General features: G+C 55.5%; 16 protein-coding genes. 4 read left to right on the top strand and 12 right to left on the bottom strand.

The window, feature by feature from the left end:
* Positions 1-141: 141 nt before the first annotated feature.
* Positions 142-1,014 (top strand): AraC family transcriptional regulator, encoded by an 873-nt coding sequence (locus tag CXF87_RS00140; RefSeq protein ID WP_232774454.1) that lies wholly within the window; start codon positions 142-144, stop codon positions 1,012-1,014.
* Here the strand turns inward: CXF87_RS00140 and CXF87_RS00135 are convergent.
* Together CXF87_RS00135 and CXF87_RS00130 are read right to left on the bottom strand one after the other, a co-directional pair.
* Positions 1,000-1,605 carry a LysE family translocator gene (locus CXF87_RS00135; RefSeq protein WP_008956390.1) on the bottom strand — a complete coding sequence of 202 codons (606 nt, stop codon included), beginning with the start codon at positions 1,603-1,605 and terminating at the stop codon, positions 1,000-1,002. The genes CXF87_RS00140 and CXF87_RS00135 overlap by 15 nt on opposite strands.
* A 103-nt stretch (positions 1,606-1,708) precedes the next feature.
* A complete protein-coding gene (locus tag CXF87_RS00130; RefSeq protein WP_101144971.1) occupies positions 1,709-2,629 on the bottom strand; it encodes a glutaminase in 921 nt (306 codons plus the stop codon).
* A gap of 215 nt (positions 2,630-2,844) precedes the next feature.
* On the opposite strand from CXF87_RS00130, the gene CXF87_RS00125 reads away from it, so the two are divergent.
* Positions 2,845-3,708 carry a bifunctional transcriptional activator/DNA repair enzyme AdaA gene (locus CXF87_RS00125; protein ID WP_101144970.1) on the top strand — a complete coding sequence of 288 codons (864 nt, stop codon included), beginning with the start codon at positions 2,845-2,847 and terminating at the stop codon, positions 3,706-3,708.
* Here CXF87_RS00125 and CXF87_RS00120 read toward each other — a convergent pair.
* Genes CXF87_RS00120 through CXF87_RS00095 form a run of 6 tightly spaced genes read right to left on the bottom strand, consistent with a single transcriptional unit; the run spans position 3,705 to position 9,439 of the window.
* Positions 3,705-4,571, bottom strand: coding sequence for a phosphodiesterase (locus tag CXF87_RS00120; RefSeq protein WP_101144969.1), 867 nt, complete (start codon positions 4,569-4,571; stop codon positions 3,705-3,707). The two genes, CXF87_RS00125 and CXF87_RS00120, sit on opposite strands and share 4 nt — an antisense overlap.
* Positions 4,564-5,646, bottom strand: a complete 1,083-nt coding sequence (locus tag CXF87_RS00115) for an ABC transporter ATP-binding protein (protein WP_101144968.1) — start codon at positions 5,644-5,646, stop codon at positions 4,564-4,566. Before CXF87_RS00115 ends, CXF87_RS00120 begins: the two co-directional genes overlap by 8 nt.
* A gap of 58 nt (positions 5,647-5,704) precedes the next feature.
* Complete coding sequence (locus CXF87_RS00110; protein WP_008956395.1) at positions 5,705-6,493, bottom strand: ABC transporter permease; 789 nt, start codon at positions 6,491-6,493, stop codon at positions 5,705-5,707.
* A complete protein-coding gene (locus CXF87_RS00105) occupies positions 6,490-7,386 on the bottom strand; it encodes an ABC transporter permease (protein WP_101144967.1) in 897 nt (298 codons plus the stop codon). The genes CXF87_RS00110 and CXF87_RS00105 overlap by 4 nt, the downstream gene beginning before the upstream one ends.
* A gap of 2 nt (positions 7,387-7,388) precedes the next feature.
* A complete protein-coding gene (locus CXF87_RS00100) occupies positions 7,389-8,405 on the bottom strand; it encodes an ABC transporter substrate-binding protein (RefSeq protein WP_101144966.1) in 1,017 nt (338 codons plus the stop codon).
* Between the two features lie 11 nt (positions 8,406-8,416).
* Positions 8,417-9,439, bottom strand: a complete 1,023-nt coding sequence (locus CXF87_RS00095) for a LacI family DNA-binding transcriptional regulator (RefSeq protein ID WP_008956398.1) — start codon at positions 9,437-9,439, stop codon at positions 8,417-8,419.
* A 231-nt stretch (positions 9,440-9,670) separates the two neighbouring features.
* Here CXF87_RS00095 and CXF87_RS00090 point away from each other — a divergent pair, with 231 nt between their 5' ends.
* Positions 9,671-11,137, top strand: a complete 1,467-nt coding sequence (locus tag CXF87_RS00090; protein ID WP_101144965.1) for a cobyric acid synthase — start codon at positions 9,671-9,673, stop codon at positions 11,135-11,137.
* Here CXF87_RS00090 and CXF87_RS00085 read toward each other — a convergent pair.
* The gene (locus CXF87_RS00085) at positions 11,097-11,495 is read right to left on the bottom strand and encodes a RidA family protein (RefSeq protein ID WP_101144964.1); all 399 of its coding nucleotides are present in this window, start codon (positions 11,493-11,495) and stop codon (positions 11,097-11,099) included. The two genes, CXF87_RS00090 and CXF87_RS00085, sit on opposite strands and share 41 nt — an antisense overlap.
* Before the next feature lie 170 nt (positions 11,496-11,665).
* Here CXF87_RS00085 and CXF87_RS00080 point away from each other — a divergent pair, with 170 nt between their 5' ends.
* On the top strand, positions 11,666-12,229 hold the full coding sequence (locus CXF87_RS00080; protein WP_101144963.1) for a hypothetical protein: 564 nt from the start codon (positions 11,666-11,668) through the stop codon (positions 12,227-12,229).
* Between the two features lie 31 nt (positions 12,230-12,260).
* Here CXF87_RS00080 and CXF87_RS00075 read toward each other — a convergent pair whose 3' ends face one another.
* The 3 genes from CXF87_RS00075 to CXF87_RS00065 all read right to left on the bottom strand — a co-directional run bounded on the left by CXF87_RS00075 (position 12,261) and on the right by CXF87_RS00065 (position 16,376).
* A complete protein-coding gene (locus CXF87_RS00075) occupies positions 12,261-13,442 on the bottom strand; it encodes a vWA domain-containing protein (RefSeq protein WP_101144962.1) in 1,182 nt (393 codons plus the stop codon).
* 3 nt (positions 13,443-13,445) lie between these two features.
* Complete coding sequence (locus CXF87_RS00070) at positions 13,446-14,300, bottom strand: AAA family ATPase (protein WP_101144961.1); 855 nt, start codon at positions 14,298-14,300, stop codon at positions 13,446-13,448.
* A 105-nt stretch (positions 14,301-14,405) separates the two neighbouring features.
* Positions 14,406-16,376, bottom strand: coding sequence for a sigma-54-dependent Fis family transcriptional regulator (locus tag CXF87_RS00065; protein WP_101144960.1), 1,971 nt, complete (start codon positions 16,374-16,376; stop codon positions 14,406-14,408).
* Between the last annotated feature and the right edge of the window lie 186 nt (positions 16,377-16,562).

Below are 16,562 nucleotides of genomic sequence, written 5' to 3'. Positions count from 1 at the left end.
TTGATATGGCGTTGCGAATTCCTATGCAAACTAGTTCATCTCAAGCTTTTTGGCGGCCCATACTGTGCGTGTGCTGTGCTATTGTCCAGTGTAGTTTCTTCAAAAAAGACGAGTCGCTATTTTTATTAATGCGAGCAAACCATGAGTGCACCTTTGTCAATTAACAAGTCGTCAGCTACCACATCTAATACATCGACACCTGTCTTTTGGCGCGATATACGGATGCCATATGTGGAACTGCGCAAGATCAGCGACGCGCGACAAGTTTGCTATGCACCTCATAGCCATACGCATTGGTCGCTGGGGGCGGTTACCTCTGGTCAAAGCACCTTTTGCTATCGCGATGCGACACATCAGATTAGTGCGGGAGATATCGTTATGATGAATCCCCATTGGGTGCATGCCTGCAATCCCCTCGAGAACCAGCCCTGGGCGTACATGATGCTCTACGTCGATACCGAGTGGCTGAGTGAATTGCGTTACCAACTGGGCCTGTTGAATACGCCGTACTGGCAAGATATCGCTACCGCCGTCATTACTCAGCCAGCGCTTTATGCCGGGTACTGCGATATGGTCGCTTGTTTGCTGAATGAACAACGCGACATTGGCGATAAGCAAACGACGTTAGTCGAGTACTTGTCTGCCATGCTGCAAGTGCTGGCTCAGGAATCCTCCGCCGCATTGCCTCAAGCGCCCAGTAGGCTAGAGAATGTCGCGGCTTATTTACGTGCCAATTATGCTTCCGATATATCGCTTGAGCGGCTATGTCAGCAGTCGGGCTATAGCGCTGGGCACCTAATTCGCGCCTTCAAACAGCACTTCGGACTAACGCCTCATGCCTACCTGATTAATCAGCGCATCCAGATGGGACAGAAAGCGCTTAAGCACGGGCAGCCCATTGTTGAGGCGGCTTTGAACGCTGGATTTAATGACCAGCCCCACTTTCAAAGAACCTTTAAGCGGCTGGTAGCAGCGACACCAAACCAGTACCGCTACCCATTACTCAATCAGTAAGGCAATAGCGCTAGCCGCCAGGCAGATAGCGAGTGCGCGGTTAACCGTTAGTAAGATGATAGGACGATGAACATAGCGTTTCAGAAAAGCGCCTGCATATACCCAACTGGCTAGCGATATCCAGCAAATAGGCAAATAGAGACCGGCAAACAGCCATAGCTGATAGGGGGCATCAGCACTGGTGTAGGCACCAATGCCAGCGGCAGATGCCAGCCACGCCTTGGGGTTGAGCCACTGCATCATGGCGCCTGTCATAAACCCTGGGGCTTTGACGCCGGCTCGCTCCTGCAAGCGCCCATCGTGCTGTAAAAGTTGATAGCTGAGATAGAGTAAAAACAGAATGCCTGCCCAGCGTAAAAACGTTTCCAGCAGTGGCACCACACTCAGCAGGGAGTAAAGGCCAGCGCCGATGGCTAAAAACAGTGCGACAAAACCCAGCGTGGCGCCGGTTACAAAAACAAGCCCTTTAGCGATAGGGTAATGCGTACCGCTACTCAAACAAACGATGTTGACCGGCCCCGGCGAAATAGACGCAGCAAGAGCAAATGCAGTCATGGGCAGAAGTGTAGGCAGCAGTAGTGTAGCGCTCATTGTCATTCTCCTTGTTAGTGCAAGGAGTTTGTAATGGTTCTTGTTGGCGGTATTGAACAAAATTGAGGTGACTGATTAAACCATTGCCTTTAACTCTTTGCTTTTAATGCCCAAACACCGACCAGCCTGTGCGCTGTACAAACATTTCAAGCGCCTGGGTGCCTAGCAAGCTGTTGCCGTAGGCGTCTAACCCCGGTGACCAAACGGCAATGGCGCCGTGGCCTGGGGCGATGGCCAGTATGCCGCCGCCCACGCCACTTTTGCCGGGCAGGCCCACCCGAAAAGCGAATTCCCCTGAGGCGTCGTAGTGCCCACACATCATCATCAGTGAATTGATACGCCGTGCCCGCTGAGGGGCGACGACCCGAATATCGCTGGGTTTATTGACGCCATCCGAAGCCAGGAACAGGCCGGCATGAGCGAGCTGCTCACAGCTCATCGCAATAGCACACTGATGAAAGTAGGTGCCTAGCACCTTATCGACATCGTGGCGAAGATGACCAAACGCTTTCATAAAGTGCGCCAATGAAGCATTGCGGTCGCGGTGCGCCATCTCTGATGCAGCTACCGCATGGTCAAAGCAAATGCTGTCGTCATCGGCGATATAACGCACAAAGCTTAGAATCTCACCCAGCGTCTCTTTGGGTTCATGGCCCATCATGATCGCATCGACTACCGCAATGGCACCGGCGTTAATAAACGGGTTACGCGGTTTGCCGCTTTCGTGTTCAAGCTGCACGATAGAGTTGAAGGGGTCGCCCGAGGGTTCACGGCCCACTTTTGTCCAGAGTGAGTCGCCCATCTGGCCTAGCGCAATCGTCAGCGTAAAAACTTTGGAAATGCTTTGGATTGAGAAGGGGGTGGTCGCGCAGCCCGCCGAATATACCTGGCCATCGACGGTGGCGAGCGAAATGGCAAATTGTTGTGGGTCTACATGACCAAGTTCGGGAATATAGTCTGCGACCTTGCCACGTTCCTCTGCTTTCGCCATGGCTGCGGCAATGTCATCAATTAAGTCTTGCATGGGCTTAGTGTGCACTGTCAATGGAGGCGGGGCCTCACCCTAGCGGAAAACAGGAGAATTGTCTTTTTTGCATCACCGAAACAATAACGCTAAAACAGTGGGTGTTTGCCCACAACGCATTGAGCAAGATACGGGTCGGCAACGGGGCCTTGAGCGCTTAGGCTGCCATGATAAGCCCATAAGTAGCCTGAAACGAAACGGCTAGAGAGATAAACATGAACGATTATGCGCGTATCGAAAAAGCCATGACCTACATGGTTGCCAATGCTACTGAGCAGCCTGATTTGGAAACAGTGGCCGCTCACGTTCATATTAGCGCCTTCCATTTCCAGCGGCTGTTTTGTCGTTACGTGGGGATTAGCCCTAAACGGTTTTTACAGGCGCTAACGCTGGAGCGGGGTAAGCAATTGATGCACTCCTCTACTTCGTTGCTGGATATTGCTCATACTCTGGGGCTTAGCGGCGGCTCACGGCTTTATGATCACTTTGTTCAGCTAGAGGCCGTTACGCCTGGGGAGTATAAGCGCCAGGGTGAGGGCGTTGAGATTACTTATGGGGTTCATGAAACGCCTCTTGGCAGCATGTTTGTGGCAATGACGCCCCGTGGTATTTGTCGCATGGGCTTTATTGATACCACCAGTGAAGAAGAACTGCTAACAAAGCTAGCCATGGAGTGGCCGCGCAGCACCTTCCACCCTAACCGAGTTGCCACGCGCTATGCGGTGGAGGCGATTTTTGCCAAGTCAGAAGAGGCGCCGGCTGCTTTGTCATTGCACGTGACGGGCACCAATTTTCAAGTTGCCGTGTGGCGGGCACTACTCACTATTCCCGAAGGCCAGCTGGCCAGTTACTCGCATATCGCTAGGGCATTAGGCACGCCAAAATCATCCCGTGCAGTAGGTAATGCCGTGGGCGCTAACCCGATCGCGCTGTGGATTCCCTGCCACCGGGTGATTCAGCAAAGCGGTGCGCTTGGCGGCTACCGGTGGGGTGTTGAGAAAAAGCGGATGGTGCAAGCCTGGGAGCTGGCGCTGGCTCACACCGACAACACAGCGCTCGCCCCCAGTTTAACGACCTAATCAATCAGCCCATTAGCATCAAAAAACGGGAAAGGACCAGGGTAGCGCTCGATAAACCCTTGGTGTGTCACCATGCCGTTAGTGGCCGACCATTGGTGTAGCAGGTAACCGGGTGGCTCTAGCTGAAAGCTGGAGGGGCCGTCTGGGCTGAGATCCAAACTCACCTGGTGGGAAACCCCAGGGCAGCTAATCGCCAAAGTGTTAGCAAAGCGCGCTTGGATCGAACGGTGCAGATGCCCGCAGAGCACGCGCTCGACCTGGGCATGTTTGCCAATGACGTCGGCTAGCGCGTCTGGTCGCTTCAGCGGCTGGCGATCCATATGGTCGATGCCACTAACAAAAGGGTGGTGATGCACCATGACAAGAGTCGGTTTTTCAGGGTTTTTTGCCAGGGTGGTGTCTAGCCACTGCAGGCTTTCATTACTTAGCTCGCCGTGGGGTTTTCCCGGTACCGATGAGTCAAGCCCCACCAAGCGAACCGGATAGTCCTCAACGGCCCACTGCAAATAGTCGTGATGCTGGAATAGGTAGCGGTGGTCGGGAAATGCGGCACGTAGATGCTGGCGATCATCATGATTGCCAGGGATCAAGTACACAGGCAGCGTTAATTCAGCCAGGATCTGCTTAAAGGTGGTGTACTCGTCAGGGTGGCCAAAATCAACCAAGTCACCGCTAATTAGCACCAGGTCGGGCCGCGGGGCTAGCTGATTGAGCGTGCTGATTGCATGGCGCAGAGCACTGGCGGTATCTACATGGCGGTAAGAGAGTTTACCGCCCGCCTTGATATGCGGATCGCTGATTTGGGCGATAAGGCACTGCTGGGCATAAGGGTCTTTCTTAATGTTTAAACCTTGATCAGCCATTGGCCATCTCCTTGGCATTAACAGGGGCAGTGGGCTTATCTGGATGAAAAAGCACGCTGGAGGGGAGTGCCAAACCAATCGCGGTACCGTTTGGCCAGCGCTCGCGGGAGGGGGCCTCAATCTGGAGTGTCGAAGTGCCGCCCGTGTCCACCATGAGGCGCTGGGTCTGGCCCAGGAAAATGCTCTGTACCACCCTGCCTTTTACATCGGCTTGGTCAACGGAAACCACCTGAATATCTTCAGGTCGACAGTAAACCATGGGTGCTCCCTGCAAATGGGTGGCGACAAGTTCTCCCCCATGTACGATTAACCCTCCATCGGCTTGCATACCGATAACTTCCAGGCAGTTAACCGCACCAATAAAGTCCGCTACAAAAGCATTGGCCGGTCGGTGATAAATCTCCTGGGGCGTGCCCAGTTGGGCAATGCGGCCTGATTGCATCACTGCGATGCGGTCGCCTAACGCCATTGCCTCGTCTTGATCATGGGTAACATAAACCGCTGTAGTGCCTAGCTCTCGAAGCAACTGGCCAATTTCAATTCTCAGCCGATCACGCAGTTTGGCGTCGAGGGCAGCCAAGGGTTCGTCAAACAGCAGCACCTTTGGGCGAACGGCGATGGCGCGAGCGAGCGCAACACGCTGCTTTTGCCCGCCGGAGAGGGCGTCAATGCGCCGTCCACCAAAGCCTTGCAAGTCGACCATACGCATGACTTCGTCAAGCCGATGGGCGATCTCGCTACGTGGCAAACGCTGTATTTTCAAGCCGTAGGCAATATTGTCGGCAACGCTCATATTGGGAAAGAGGGCATAGTTTTGAAACACCATTCCCACATCGCGCTTCTCAATCGGCAGAGCGGTGACATCACGCTCTCCAAACAGCACTTGCCCGCCTTTGTCGGGGCTTTCCAGGCCGCTAATAATGCGTAGTGTCGTTGTTTTGCCACAGCCAGAAGGCCCTAACAGCACTAACGTTTCGCCCGCGTTGACGTGCAGATCCAGCGGCTGCAGGGCGGTGTTGCCGCCAGCGAAGGTGCGGCTGCATTGGGTAAGCGTAATGCTGACAGATGAACTCATATAAGTTTCTCGAATAAAGCAATCAGATGACTGTAAAGGTGGGTGACGACTCGATTGCTCAGTGTCGCTGCTGGGTGAGTTTTCCTGCCCACTGAATCGCCACCAGCAGCGGCACCACCATGACTAGAAATATCAACGTGTAAGCCGAGCCAACTTCGAGGCGCATGGAGGCGTAGCTATCGGCCAAGCCGACCGGGAGTGTCTTGGTCAAGGGTGTGTGCAGCATCCAGGTAATGTTGAACTCACCAATGGATAGGGTGACCACCATCAACGCGCCCGCCAGAATGCCGCTCATACTGTTGGGGATGACCACTCCGAAAAAGCGTTGCCTGAAACTGGCACCTAAGCTGGCAGCGGCTTCTTCCAGTTGGGGAAGTTTGGCGGTTTGCATCACGGATAGCACCGCGCGCACCATAAAGGGCAGGGTAAACAGCACATGGCCAACAAGAATAAACAGCCAGCTACCGCGAAACTCACGATAGCTGCCGTAGGCGAGTAACAAGGCAAGCGCGGTGGCCAGCCCCGGCACGGCAACCGGTAGCAGCAGGAGCTCTTCAATCGCGTTGGCCCAGCGGCGACGACTGCGTAGCAGACCATAGGCAGCAGGCACGCCAACCAAAATAGTGATCAATAAGCAAGCGAGTGCCAGTTTAATGGAGAGCCAGATGGTATCGGCATAGAGCTGCCACACCTCATTCACCCAGCGCAGCGTCAGCCCACTCTCCAGGCCTACAAAGTAGTTCTCAGTCAGCCCCGCCATGACTGACATGGCGACGGGCACAATCATGAACAAGCACACCAGCAGGGTGAAGCCCAATTGCAGCGTGAAGCGAAGGCGAGATTTCATACCGAAGCCCCTAAGTTGCCGCCTGCCAGCCTACGGGCAAGGCTCAATGCCATCCAGGTGATGACCCCCAATACCACTGAAAGCGCGGCTGCCATGGCGAAATTGGCGTAGTTGGTGAATTCACCGTAGATGTTGAGGGGAAGAATGCTCAATCGCGTACCAAGGGTAAACGCCGTGCCAAACGCGCCCATGCTGGTAGCAAAACAGATAGCCCCAGTAGAAAGCAGAGCAGGTGCAATGCCGGGTATGATGACGTCTTTGGTGACCTGCCAAGTATTAGCGCCTAACGAGCGGGCGGCTTCTTCGAGACTTTTGTCCAGGTTGTCGCAGGCCGCTATCACCGTGGTGATCACGCGAGGAATCGAAAAGTAGAGGTAGCCAATAAATAAACCGGCCAGCGAGTAGGCGAACATCCAGCGCTCGCCAAACAGCCATAGGCTGGTCTGCGCCAGCGCTCCTTGGCGACCACCCAGCATAATCACCAGAAATCCCACCACTACGCCTGGAAAGGCCAGTGGAAAAGTGAGGATCGCCACCAAGGCCGCCTTACCGAAAAAACGGTGTCGAGCCAGGAAAAAGCCAACCGTGCCCGCTATGGCCACCGCCGTGATCGATACAACAAGCGAGATGCCCACGGTGGTCACGAGGCTGATCAAGTACTGGCGATGGGTGAGAATGGTGAGATAGGCGCTGATGCCACTACTTCGGTCAGCCTCGGCACCCATCACTATCAAGCGTGAAAAAGGCAGCAACCAGAAAGCGCAGAAGATGACCAGCGCAGGCATCAACGCTAACAAAGCAATAAGGCTTTTACGCCTCGCTGGGCCTACGCTAGCTGACTGGCGACTAAAGTAAGAAGCAGCCCCAGAGGGCTGCTTGGATGCCGCGGTCATGATTAACGAACCTCCGACAGATACCGCTCAGAGAAGCTGCGTTGGGCAGCCGCCATGGCGGTGTAATCGACAGCTTCTGCGCGGGCATAATCGCTATCCGGTAAGAAGACTTCCCGTGCTTCAGCGGAGATGGCGCTTTCACGTACGGGGCGTAAATAGGCGTCTGCCCATACCGCTTGACCTTGGTCAGACAGCACGAAGTCAAGCACCTGCTGGCCGTTCTCAGGATTCGGACCCTCTTTTACCAGGCTCATCACATAAGGAACGACCACGCTACCTTCTTCGGGAATCACAAACTCAACGTTAGCACCGTCGCTGTGGCGGGCACGGTAAGCGTTGAAGTCGTAATCGAGGAGAATCGGTATTTCGCCAGAAAGCACCCGCGCATAGCTAGTCTGCTTAGGCACAATGGGGTCGTTTTCGGCGAGCTCATTGAAGTAGTCGATGGCGGGGGTGAAATCGTTAAGATCGCCACCCATTGCCAAGTTGACCGCAACGGCGCCTACATAGCCGACAAAAGCGCTGGCGGGGTCAAGGTAGCCCACCATACCTTGGTACTCAGGTTTCAGTAAGTCTTCCCAAGAGGTGGGCACCGGCGCACCATCCAAGGCATCGACATTAACCATAAAACCGAGCGTGCCGGAATGAATGGCGAACCAGTTGCCCTCAGGATCTTTCAGGCCTTCAGGAATCTCATCCCAGTGCTCGGGCTGGTAAGGCGCTACTACATCCTCTTCCATGGCTTGAATGCCAAAGGTCACACCGTAGTAGACGACATCCGCTACCGGACTTGCCGCTTCGGCTACCAGCTGAGCTAAAGACTGGCCGGAGTTCTTGTTGTCTTGCGGTACGCGAATGCCGGTTTCCTGTTCAATCAAGCGTAGCTGTGTGCCCCAGTCGGCCCATTCCGGCGGGCAGTTGTAGCAAATTGCATTATCATTTGATTGCGCAAAAATGCTTCCCGACGAGCTGATAATCGCCGTGGCCAATACTGCCTGATAAAGACGTTTAAGATTCATACCGTGCTCCTCTATAAAGTGCCTAACGTGGACTTGCGGGATGTCGGGTTTCCGACACTTTCGCCCTTACGCAATGCGTGGGGCAGGGGAGCAGGTGTGCAGCTTTCTCCCCGAATCATGGCTAACAAGGTGTGCACCGCGGCTCGCCCAATGTCGGCGCGAGGCTGCTCAATGGTGCATAGCGATGGGTAGAGGTGCTTGCCTAAGGCAATGCCATCAAAGCCCATCACAGAAAGGTCGCCAGGCACGTTAAAACCAGCGCGTTGCAATTCGCCCATCAGGCTGATGGCGAGCAGGTCATTGGTACAAACCAATGCGCTGAGAGCGTCTGGCCCTTGCAGTGCAGGTGTTAGGCTTTTCAGGTCAGCTTGGGTATGGCGGGCCATCTCAACCAACGGACGTGCGATCAGGCCTGCCTCGCGCATAGCGTGGCAGTAACCGTCAAAGCGCTGCCGGGCGCGGTCTGATTGCAGCAGCGGGCCAGCGACCATGCCAATGCGCTCATGGCCCAAAGTAATTAAATGGCGGGTGGCATCAGCGCTGGCGGCGCGGTTATCGACGCCGATGGAGGGGAAACCGCTGTTCCCAGGTGGGTTGTAGACTAGTAAGCACGGGGTGGTTTCGAGACTGAGCTTGTCCAGCACGGCACTGTTATCGGCTTCAGCCACGGTAAGCACCAAGCCATCCACGCGCTGACGCAGCATCTCCTCAACAATGTCACCCTCCCGGCTGGGCGAGTATTCGCTGGTGGTAACGATCAGTGAGTAACCAGCCGCTCTGGCTGCCACTTCCATGGCTTGTAGTTGCTCCGCAAACACCGGGTTATCGAGACTCGGTACCATGACGCCAATCATCTGCGTGGCTTGCGAGCGTAGCTGTTGAGCGACCTTGTTGGGCCTGAATGACAGCTGTTGAGCAGCGCTAAAAATTTTTTCGCGGGTCGCTGGGCGAACTAGATCGGGGCTTGAAAAAGCCCGCGCCGCGGTTGCCCGGGAAACCCCGGCTAGTTTGGCCACACTGACTAAATCGGACATAGAGAGTCTCTATAAATGAAAAATGAGATCGATCTCATTTGTTGTTGATCAGCCTAAAGTTGGCGTGTGACAAATTGATGGCGGTAAGAAGTATTTTTGAAGTACGGTTTTGAGTGTCATTAAAGAGGGAGTGTGATGAAGAGGGCACTGGTCGATGAGCTTGGTCACAATTGCGCTGATGCTCCCAGGTCGCTACAGTCTCGCTCTTGTTCACCTGGGCGGGATAACGTGATGGCCACACTAATGATTCAAGGCACCACCTCGGATGCAGGTAAAAGCACTGTGGTGGCTGCGCTCTGCCGTGCACTGGCAAGGCGTGGTATATCAGTGGCGCCGTTCAAACCCCAGAACATGGCGCTGAATAGCGCAGTGACCAGCGATGGCGGCGAGATTGGCCGCTCCACGGCGCTGCAGGCCCAGGCATGCTATTTGGCCCCTCATAGCGATATGAACCCGGTACTGCTAAAGCCGGAAACGGATCGTGGCGCCCAGGTGATTTTGCGCGGCAAGGTGCATGGCCATATGGATGCGCTGGATTACCATGCCTATAAACGCACTGCAAAGGCGAGCGTAATGGCGGCTTGGCAGGCACTGGAAAGCCGCTTCGATGTGATTATTGCCGAAGGCGCGGGTAGCCCTGCAGAAATTAATCTTCGCGAAGGCGATATTGCCAATATGGGTTTTGCCGAAGCCGCCGACTGCCCAGTGCTGCTGGTGGGCGATATTGACCGCGGCGGTGTATTTGCCCAGTTGGTGGGCACGCTGGCGCTGCTAAGTGAGAGCGAGCAGGCGCGCACCAAAGGTTTTATTATTAACCGCTTTCGAGGAGATATTGCGCTGCTGGAACCGGGGCTTGATTGGTTGGAAGCGCGTACGGGTAAACCGGTACTGGGCACGCTGCCCTATCTGCAAGGGCTGGTGCTCGATTCTGAAGATAGCATTGGGGTGACCCAGGTCGAGAAGCAGAGCAAGGTTCTTACTATCGTCGTGCCAGCGCTTCCACGCATCAGTAACCACACTGATTTCGACCCGCTGCGCTTGCACCCTCAGGTGGCGCTGACCTTTGTGGGGCCCGAGCAGCCGATTCCTGCTGCTGACGTGATTATCCTGCCTGGTAGTAAAAGCACTGCGAGCGATCTTGCCTGGTTACGGCGCCAGGGCTGGGATAAAGCCATTCTGCGCCACCTGCGTTACGGCGGTAAGGTGTTAGGTATTTGCGGTGGCTTTCAAATGCTGGGCGAGTGGGTGGATGACCCTGATGGGCTGGAGGGCCAGCCGGGGAAAGAAGCAGGATTGGGACTGCTGCCGCTAACAACGCGTATGATGGCGGGCAAACAGCTGCGAAATGTGAGCGGCATAACGGTTACTGAAGGCGCGACAGTCACCGGCTATGAAATCCATAATGGCGTGAGCGAAGGGGCTGCCTTGAATTCCCCCTTATTTACTGTGGATGGTCGCCCGGAAGGTGCCGTTAGCGGTGATGGACAGATTCTAGGAACCTACCTGCATGGCTTGTTTGACCATCCCGACGGCTGCCAGGCACTGCTGAAACAGTTAGGTTTGGTTAACGGTGAACAAAGCGATTATCAAGCCCACCGAGAGCGTGAGCTTGATCGCTTGGCCGATATGCTGGAAGCCCAGGTCGATATTGAGGCGGTTATTGCTCTGATTGATGCTGGCGCTTCGCCATCACGGTGATTTCAACATTGCTACCGCCGCATATATGGGGGGATTCGGTACAGGTGCGCGCCGGGTAGCGGCCGGGTTCAAAATACTCGGCGTAAACACCATCCATGTCTTGAATAGCGTGTAAGTCAGTAATATGGATATCCACGCGCACTACATCGGCAAAGCTACCACCTTCCATTTCAAGCATGCGCAAAAGTGCGCGCATCACAAGGCGCGTCTCTTCTTTAATATTTCCCCGTGCGGCGTGGCCGTTGGAGAGGTCGGCGACGGTTAGCCCTGAAATAAACACATAGTGATCATCTATGACCATGTGGCTGCCGGGGAAACTCGGGGTGGGCATGGTGGGGTCATTCGTAAAGGTGGTCATGTTAGCTCCTTCTAAGTCAATGTTCACATTTACAGTGACTGACGACAGCCTGTTGGCAGTCGTGTTCAGTATCAGTATAAATGAATGGTCTATCGCGTGGCACAAGGCACTGTCCAAACGGCGGTGATTGCTCTAGGCTTGCGGCTTTTCAGTCGGCGAGGTTGATTCCAATGAAGGTCGTACACGTTAACGCAGAGGCCCAGCGCAATGCCTTTCTGGCGCGTTTATGCGCTGAAGTTTACGGACAAGATGCCGGTCTAACGCCGCTTGTCGTGTTTACCGGCACTTGCAGTGTGCTCTTTCCTCAAGAAGCTGCACGATTATTTGCTGCCGTTGATGCCCAGGGTAAGCCTCAAGCGTTGGCACTACTAGTGCTGGACGAAGAAGGCGTGGGCATGACGGTTACCCACGCCTGCTCGCTTGACCAAGCAGACGCCCAGCAGCGCTTGATTAGTGAACTTACCTTGAAAGCCCCTTTGCGCGTCGATGTGGATAGCGCCGAGCAGGAAGCGTTCTACCAGAAGAGTGGTATCAAGCGTTGGTTCGGCGGGGCAGGGGGTAAACGCATTGGTTTAGGCGCGCGCCACCCCGCTAAAAGCGTCAATGAGCTGGCACCTACCCTTAGCTTGGATGAAGCGCTGATTCTGCGTCGTTTTAAACACGACCCAAAAGCATTTGAGCAGGCGAAGCAGGCATTTTTAACCGGTCTTGACAACTTTCCTACCGCCTTATAGGGCGCTGTGTTGCGTAAAAGCTGGCTACTTTTTACTTTTTCGCCAGTTCGCGCATGGCGGTTTCTAACCCTTCAAGCGTCATGGGATACATACGGTCTTCGATAATCTCGCGAATGAGCTTTGTCGAATAGGTGTACTCCCAGGCGCGAGGCGGCAAAGGGTTAAGCCATGCCAAACGCGGAAACGTGTCACATAGGCGCTTCAGCCAAACGCCGCCCGGTTCGTCGTTAAAGTGCTCAACGCTGCCACCTGGATGGGAAACTTCGTAGGGTGACATCGCGGCGTCGCCTACGATCACCACTTGGTAATCTGCACCGTAAGTATGCAGCACATCCATCGTTGGAATGCGCTCATTGCCACGGCGCAGGTTATTTTTCCAGACACCTTCATATAGGCAGTTATGAAAGTAGTAGTGCTCCAGGTGTTTAAACTCGGAGCGGGCCGCCGAGAATAGCTCTTCACATACGCGAATATGGTCATCCATCGATCCGCCCACGTCCAAAAACAGCAGCACTTTAACGGCGTTGTGGCGCTCGGGGCGCATCTGCACATTAAGTAGCCCGGCATCTTTGGCGGTTTCGCGGATGGTGCTATCCACATCGAACTCGTCCTGCGCGCCCTGGCGGGCAAACTTGCGCAGCCGCCGCAGCGCCATCTTGATATTGCGGGTGCCTAGCTCCAGCGAGTCATCGTAATCCCGAAAGCGTCGCTCATCCCACACCTTGGTGGCGCGGCGGTGGCGCGAGCCATCCTGGCCGATCCGGATGCCTTCCGGGTTGTAGCCATAGGCGCCAAACGGGCTAGTGCCGCCGGTACCGATCCACTTGTTGCCGCCTGCGTGGCGCTCTTTCTGCTCTTCCAGGCGTTTTTTAAATGTCTCAATGAGCTCTTCGAGGCCGCCCAGGGATTCGATCTTGGCTTTTTCTTCATCGGTGAGCTGTTTTTCAAACTCGCGGCGCAGCCAGTCATCGGGGATCAGCGACTCAATGGCGGCGTCCATGTCCTCAAGGCCTTTAAACCAGGCGGCGAAGGCGCGATCAAAACGGTCGAAGTGGCGCTCATCTTTGACCATCACCGTGCGCGCTACCTGATAAAACGCCTCCATATCGGCGAACACCACGCCGCGCTCCACTACGGCATGAAGGTCTAAAAGCTCGCGCAGTGAGACGGGCACGCCCGCGCGCTTTAACGTTTCAAATAGGCCAATAAACATGGCTTAGCGCCCTGTGTTCTTCTGGCGACGCATCATGAATGCCAAGCGCTCGAGCAACTGGGTGTCCTGCTCATTCTTGACCAAGGCGCCAGCCATGGGCGGCAAGGCCTTTGCTGGGTCGCGGTTATAGAGTGCTTCTTGCGCCAGCTCGTCGGCCATCAGCAGTTTGAGCCAGTCGACCAGCTCGGAGGTGGAGGGTTTTTTCTTGAGTCCGGGCGCCTTGCGAAGCTCGAAAAACACTTCTAACGCTTCGCTGACCAGCTTAGGGGCGATATCTGGAAAGTGAACATCGACAATCGCCTGCATGGTCTCGCGGTCGGGGAATTCGATGTAGTGAAAAAAGCAGCGGCGCAGAAAGGCATCCGGCAGCTCTTTTTCGTTGTTGGAGGTGATAACAATGATCGGGCGCTGCTCGGCACGGATGGTTTCGCCGGTTTCGTAAACGTGGAATTCCATACGATCCAGTTCCTGGAGCAGGTCGTTGGGAAATTCGATATCGGCTTTATCGATTTCATCGATCAGCAGCACCACGCGCTCGCCAGCGGTAAAGGCTTCCCACAGTTTGCCAGGCTTGATGTAGTTACCGACGTTCTCGACACCTTCCACGCCCAGCTGTGAATCCCGCAGGCGGCTTACCGCATCGTACTCGTACAGCCCCTGGGCCGCCTTGGTGCTGGATTTGATGTGCCAGGTGATCAACTGAGTATCGAGAGATTCAGCCAACTCTTCAGCCAGCAGTGTTTTGCCGGTGCCTGGCTCGCCTTTGATGAGAAGCGGCCGCTCAAGTACTACGGCGGCATTTACCGCCTGCTTGAGCGCATCGGTTGCGATATAGGAAGAAGTGGAATCAAACGCCATGTGAGAGCCTCAGCTTGCCGAAAGCGGGTTTATAAAAGGATAAACGGATTCAAACAAGTGTACGTGAGGCTGGCCTCCCAGGCCAAGCGGTAGGGCCGTCAGCCGTCAGGCCTTATTCGGTGGCACGATGCCCTGGCGCTGCATTTGCCGATACACCGTTGGCCTTGAAACGCCCAGTTCACGGGCAACGGCGCTGATATTCCACTGATGTTGCTGAAGTCGTGTGACGAGGTGACTATCGGCGGTTTCCCTTGCAGGGGTGGTTAGCGAAGGCGCGTGGGTAATGCGTTGGCTCAGGCACTGTTCGGGCAAGTCGTAAACGGTGATTTCATCGCTCTCGGCAGTCACTAAGGCAAACGCCAGGGCGTTTTTAAGCTGACGAATATTGCCGGGCCAGGCGTAGGCGAGCAGGGCGCTGATGGCATCGGCCCGTAGACGGGTCGATTGGCTGCCGCCGCGCTCGCTCACCACATCGTTAAACACCTGACGAATCACGTAGAGCTTGTCGGCGCGTTCACGCAGCGGAGGCAGGCGCAGCTGGGCGCCGTTTAAGCGGTAGTAGAGGTCTTCGCGGAAGGCTCCCTCCTCAATCAACTTGTCGATATGGCGGTGGGTGGCGGTGATCACGCGGAGGTCGACCTTGACGGGTTTGTTCGCCCCCAGCGGCATCACTTCACGCTCGGCGAGTACACGCAGCAGGCGGGTTTGCAGGGCCAGCGGCATATCGCCAATCTCATCTAAAAACAGCGTGCCGCCATGGGCCTGGGGGATGAGCCCGCGCATGCCTTTTGCCCGCCCGCCGGTAAACGCGCCGGGCTCGTAACCAAACAGCTCACTTTCGATCAGCGCTTCGGGAATGGCGGCACAATTCACCGCAATAAAAGGCCCTTTTGCGCGGTTGCCGCTGTCGTGCAGGGCACGGGCGACGACCTCTTTGCCGGTACCGGTTTCACCGCTGATCAGCACGTTGACACTGGCTTCGTTACGCAGCCTTTCTGCCAGTTTTTGCAGCTTACGTATGGCGGGGTCGTCAGCACCCAGCCGTGCTAGCGGCTTGGGCAGCGTGGAAGTTGTCTTATTCAGTGGCGCAGTGCGCGGCCTACGCGGTTCCAGCAGGCTAATAAAATAAATGGCGTTGCTCGCACGGGCACGGAACGCGCGAAGCTGGTCATCGGTGGCGCTGTTAATGCTTAGCACATCGGCAATCTCGCATTCAAACAACTCGCTGAGCATCGGCGCGTGCTGAGCGGACCACGGTGGCCAGCGGCGCTGGTGGTCGGCGATCAGTTCGCGACCGACGGCATTGGCGGCGATCACTTGGCCGTTCTCCTCAATGGCGATGAGACCACGCCCGTTCACATGGACAAACTCTCGGGAGGTATCCAGCCGCACCATCAAACAGTCGCGGTAACGCTGTAGAAAGTAGGCGTCTTCGATCATGCGGGCGTAAAGCGTGACCAGCGATAGGCTGAAATTCTGGCTTTCATGCTGGGCAGGCGATTGCAGCGCCGAGATATCCAACACGGCCATCACGTTGCCTTGCGGGTCGGCGATGGGGGCAGCGGTGCAGGTGAGCGAAATATGCGTGGCGTCGAAGTGTTCCTGGCGGTGGCAAATAATGGCTTGGCGGTCGTGCAGGCAGGTACCTACGGCGCAGGTGCCCGCGAAACGCTCGTCCCAATCCGCACCTAAATAGAGGCCCGCTTTGCGCAGCTGCTGGTCTTGGTTTGGGTTGCCGCGAAACTCGACGGTAATGCCGCGATGGTCGGTAAGCAGCAGCACATAGCCCAGTTGGGCGATTTGCCCGTAAAGCTGCTCGACCCCGGCGCGGGCAACGTGCAGCAGTTCATCGACAGATTCACGATGTTCTATGAGTGTTTGCTGAGGCACCACGCGGGCAGGACGTGGCTTCGTGGGGTCGAGCTGGTACTCGTTCAGGCAGCGCAGCCAAGATCGCCGAATCATGGGTTGAGCCGGTAGTTGTGGTATTTCCAAGCCTTCGCCGAGCTGGAAAATATGCTCGATATGCTGGCGCTGAACGGATTGAAGCCGTGCAGGTGGCGACTGAGTTGGCATGGCGTTTTACGCTCTGGGGCTTGTTGTTGTTCTTCAAGCCTATGCGCTCTGGGGGCGGTGTCAACGTGAGTGTATTACGTCGTTAGTCGTGCGTTACACCTGTAACGTTTGACTGTAAACGGCGTGACAGGTGTACGTGTTTTGCAACGCCTTAGCGAAAGCAGATTAAATTACATTGTATTTATT

The organism is Halomonas sp. MES3-P3E (assembly GCF_002836035.1).
Lineage (GTDB): Bacteria > Pseudomonadota > Gammaproteobacteria > Pseudomonadales > Halomonadaceae > Vreelandella > Vreelandella arctica.
Note: the sequence above shows the minus strand (reverse complement) of the source record. Positions and strands in the feature narration are given on the sequence as shown.

Coding starts and splice junctions, on each gene's coding strand:
- CXF87_RS00140 (WP_232774454.1), top strand. CDS start 142: ATGAGTGCACCTTTGTCAATTAACAAGTCGTCAGCTACCACATCTAAT.
- CXF87_RS00135 (WP_008956390.1), bottom strand. CDS start 1,605: ATGAGCGCTACACTACTGCTGCCTACACTTCTGCCCATGACTGCATTT.
- CXF87_RS00130 (WP_101144971.1), bottom strand. CDS start 2,629: ATGCAAGACTTAATTGATGACATTGCCGCAGCCATGGCGAAAGCAGAG.
- CXF87_RS00125 (WP_101144970.1), top strand. CDS start 2,845: ATGAACGATTATGCGCGTATCGAAAAAGCCATGACCTACATGGTTGCC.
- CXF87_RS00120 (WP_101144969.1), bottom strand. CDS start 4,571: ATGGCTGATCAAGGTTTAAACATTAAGAAAGACCCTTATGCCCAGCAG.
- CXF87_RS00115 (WP_101144968.1), bottom strand. CDS start 5,646: ATGAGTTCATCTGTCAGCATTACGCTTACCCAATGCAGCCGCACCTTC.
- CXF87_RS00110 (WP_008956395.1), bottom strand. CDS start 6,493: ATGAAATCTCGCCTTCGCTTCACGCTGCAATTGGGCTTCACCCTGCTG.
- CXF87_RS00105 (WP_101144967.1), bottom strand. CDS start 7,386: ATGACCGCGGCATCCAAGCAGCCCTCTGGGGCTGCTTCTTACTTTAGT.
- CXF87_RS00100 (WP_101144966.1), bottom strand. CDS start 8,405: ATGAATCTTAAACGTCTTTATCAGGCAGTATTGGCCACGGCGATTATC.
- CXF87_RS00095 (WP_008956398.1), bottom strand. CDS start 9,439: ATGTCCGATTTAGTCAGTGTGGCCAAACTAGCCGGGGTTTCCCGGGCA.
- CXF87_RS00090 (WP_101144965.1), top strand. CDS start 9,671: ATGGCCACACTAATGATTCAAGGCACCACCTCGGATGCAGGTAAAAGC.
- CXF87_RS00085 (WP_101144964.1), bottom strand. CDS start 11,495: ATGACCACCTTTACGAATGACCCCACCATGCCCACCCCGAGTTTCCCC.
- CXF87_RS00080 (WP_101144963.1), top strand. CDS start 11,666: ATGAAGGTCGTACACGTTAACGCAGAGGCCCAGCGCAATGCCTTTCTG.
- CXF87_RS00075 (WP_101144962.1), bottom strand. CDS start 13,442: ATGTTTATTGGCCTATTTGAAACGTTAAAGCGCGCGGGCGTGCCCGTC.
- CXF87_RS00070 (WP_101144961.1), bottom strand. CDS start 14,300: ATGGCGTTTGATTCCACTTCTTCCTATATCGCAACCGATGCGCTCAAG.
- CXF87_RS00065 (WP_101144960.1), bottom strand. CDS start 16,376: ATGCCAACTCAGTCGCCACCTGCACGGCTTCAATCCGTTCAGCGCCAG.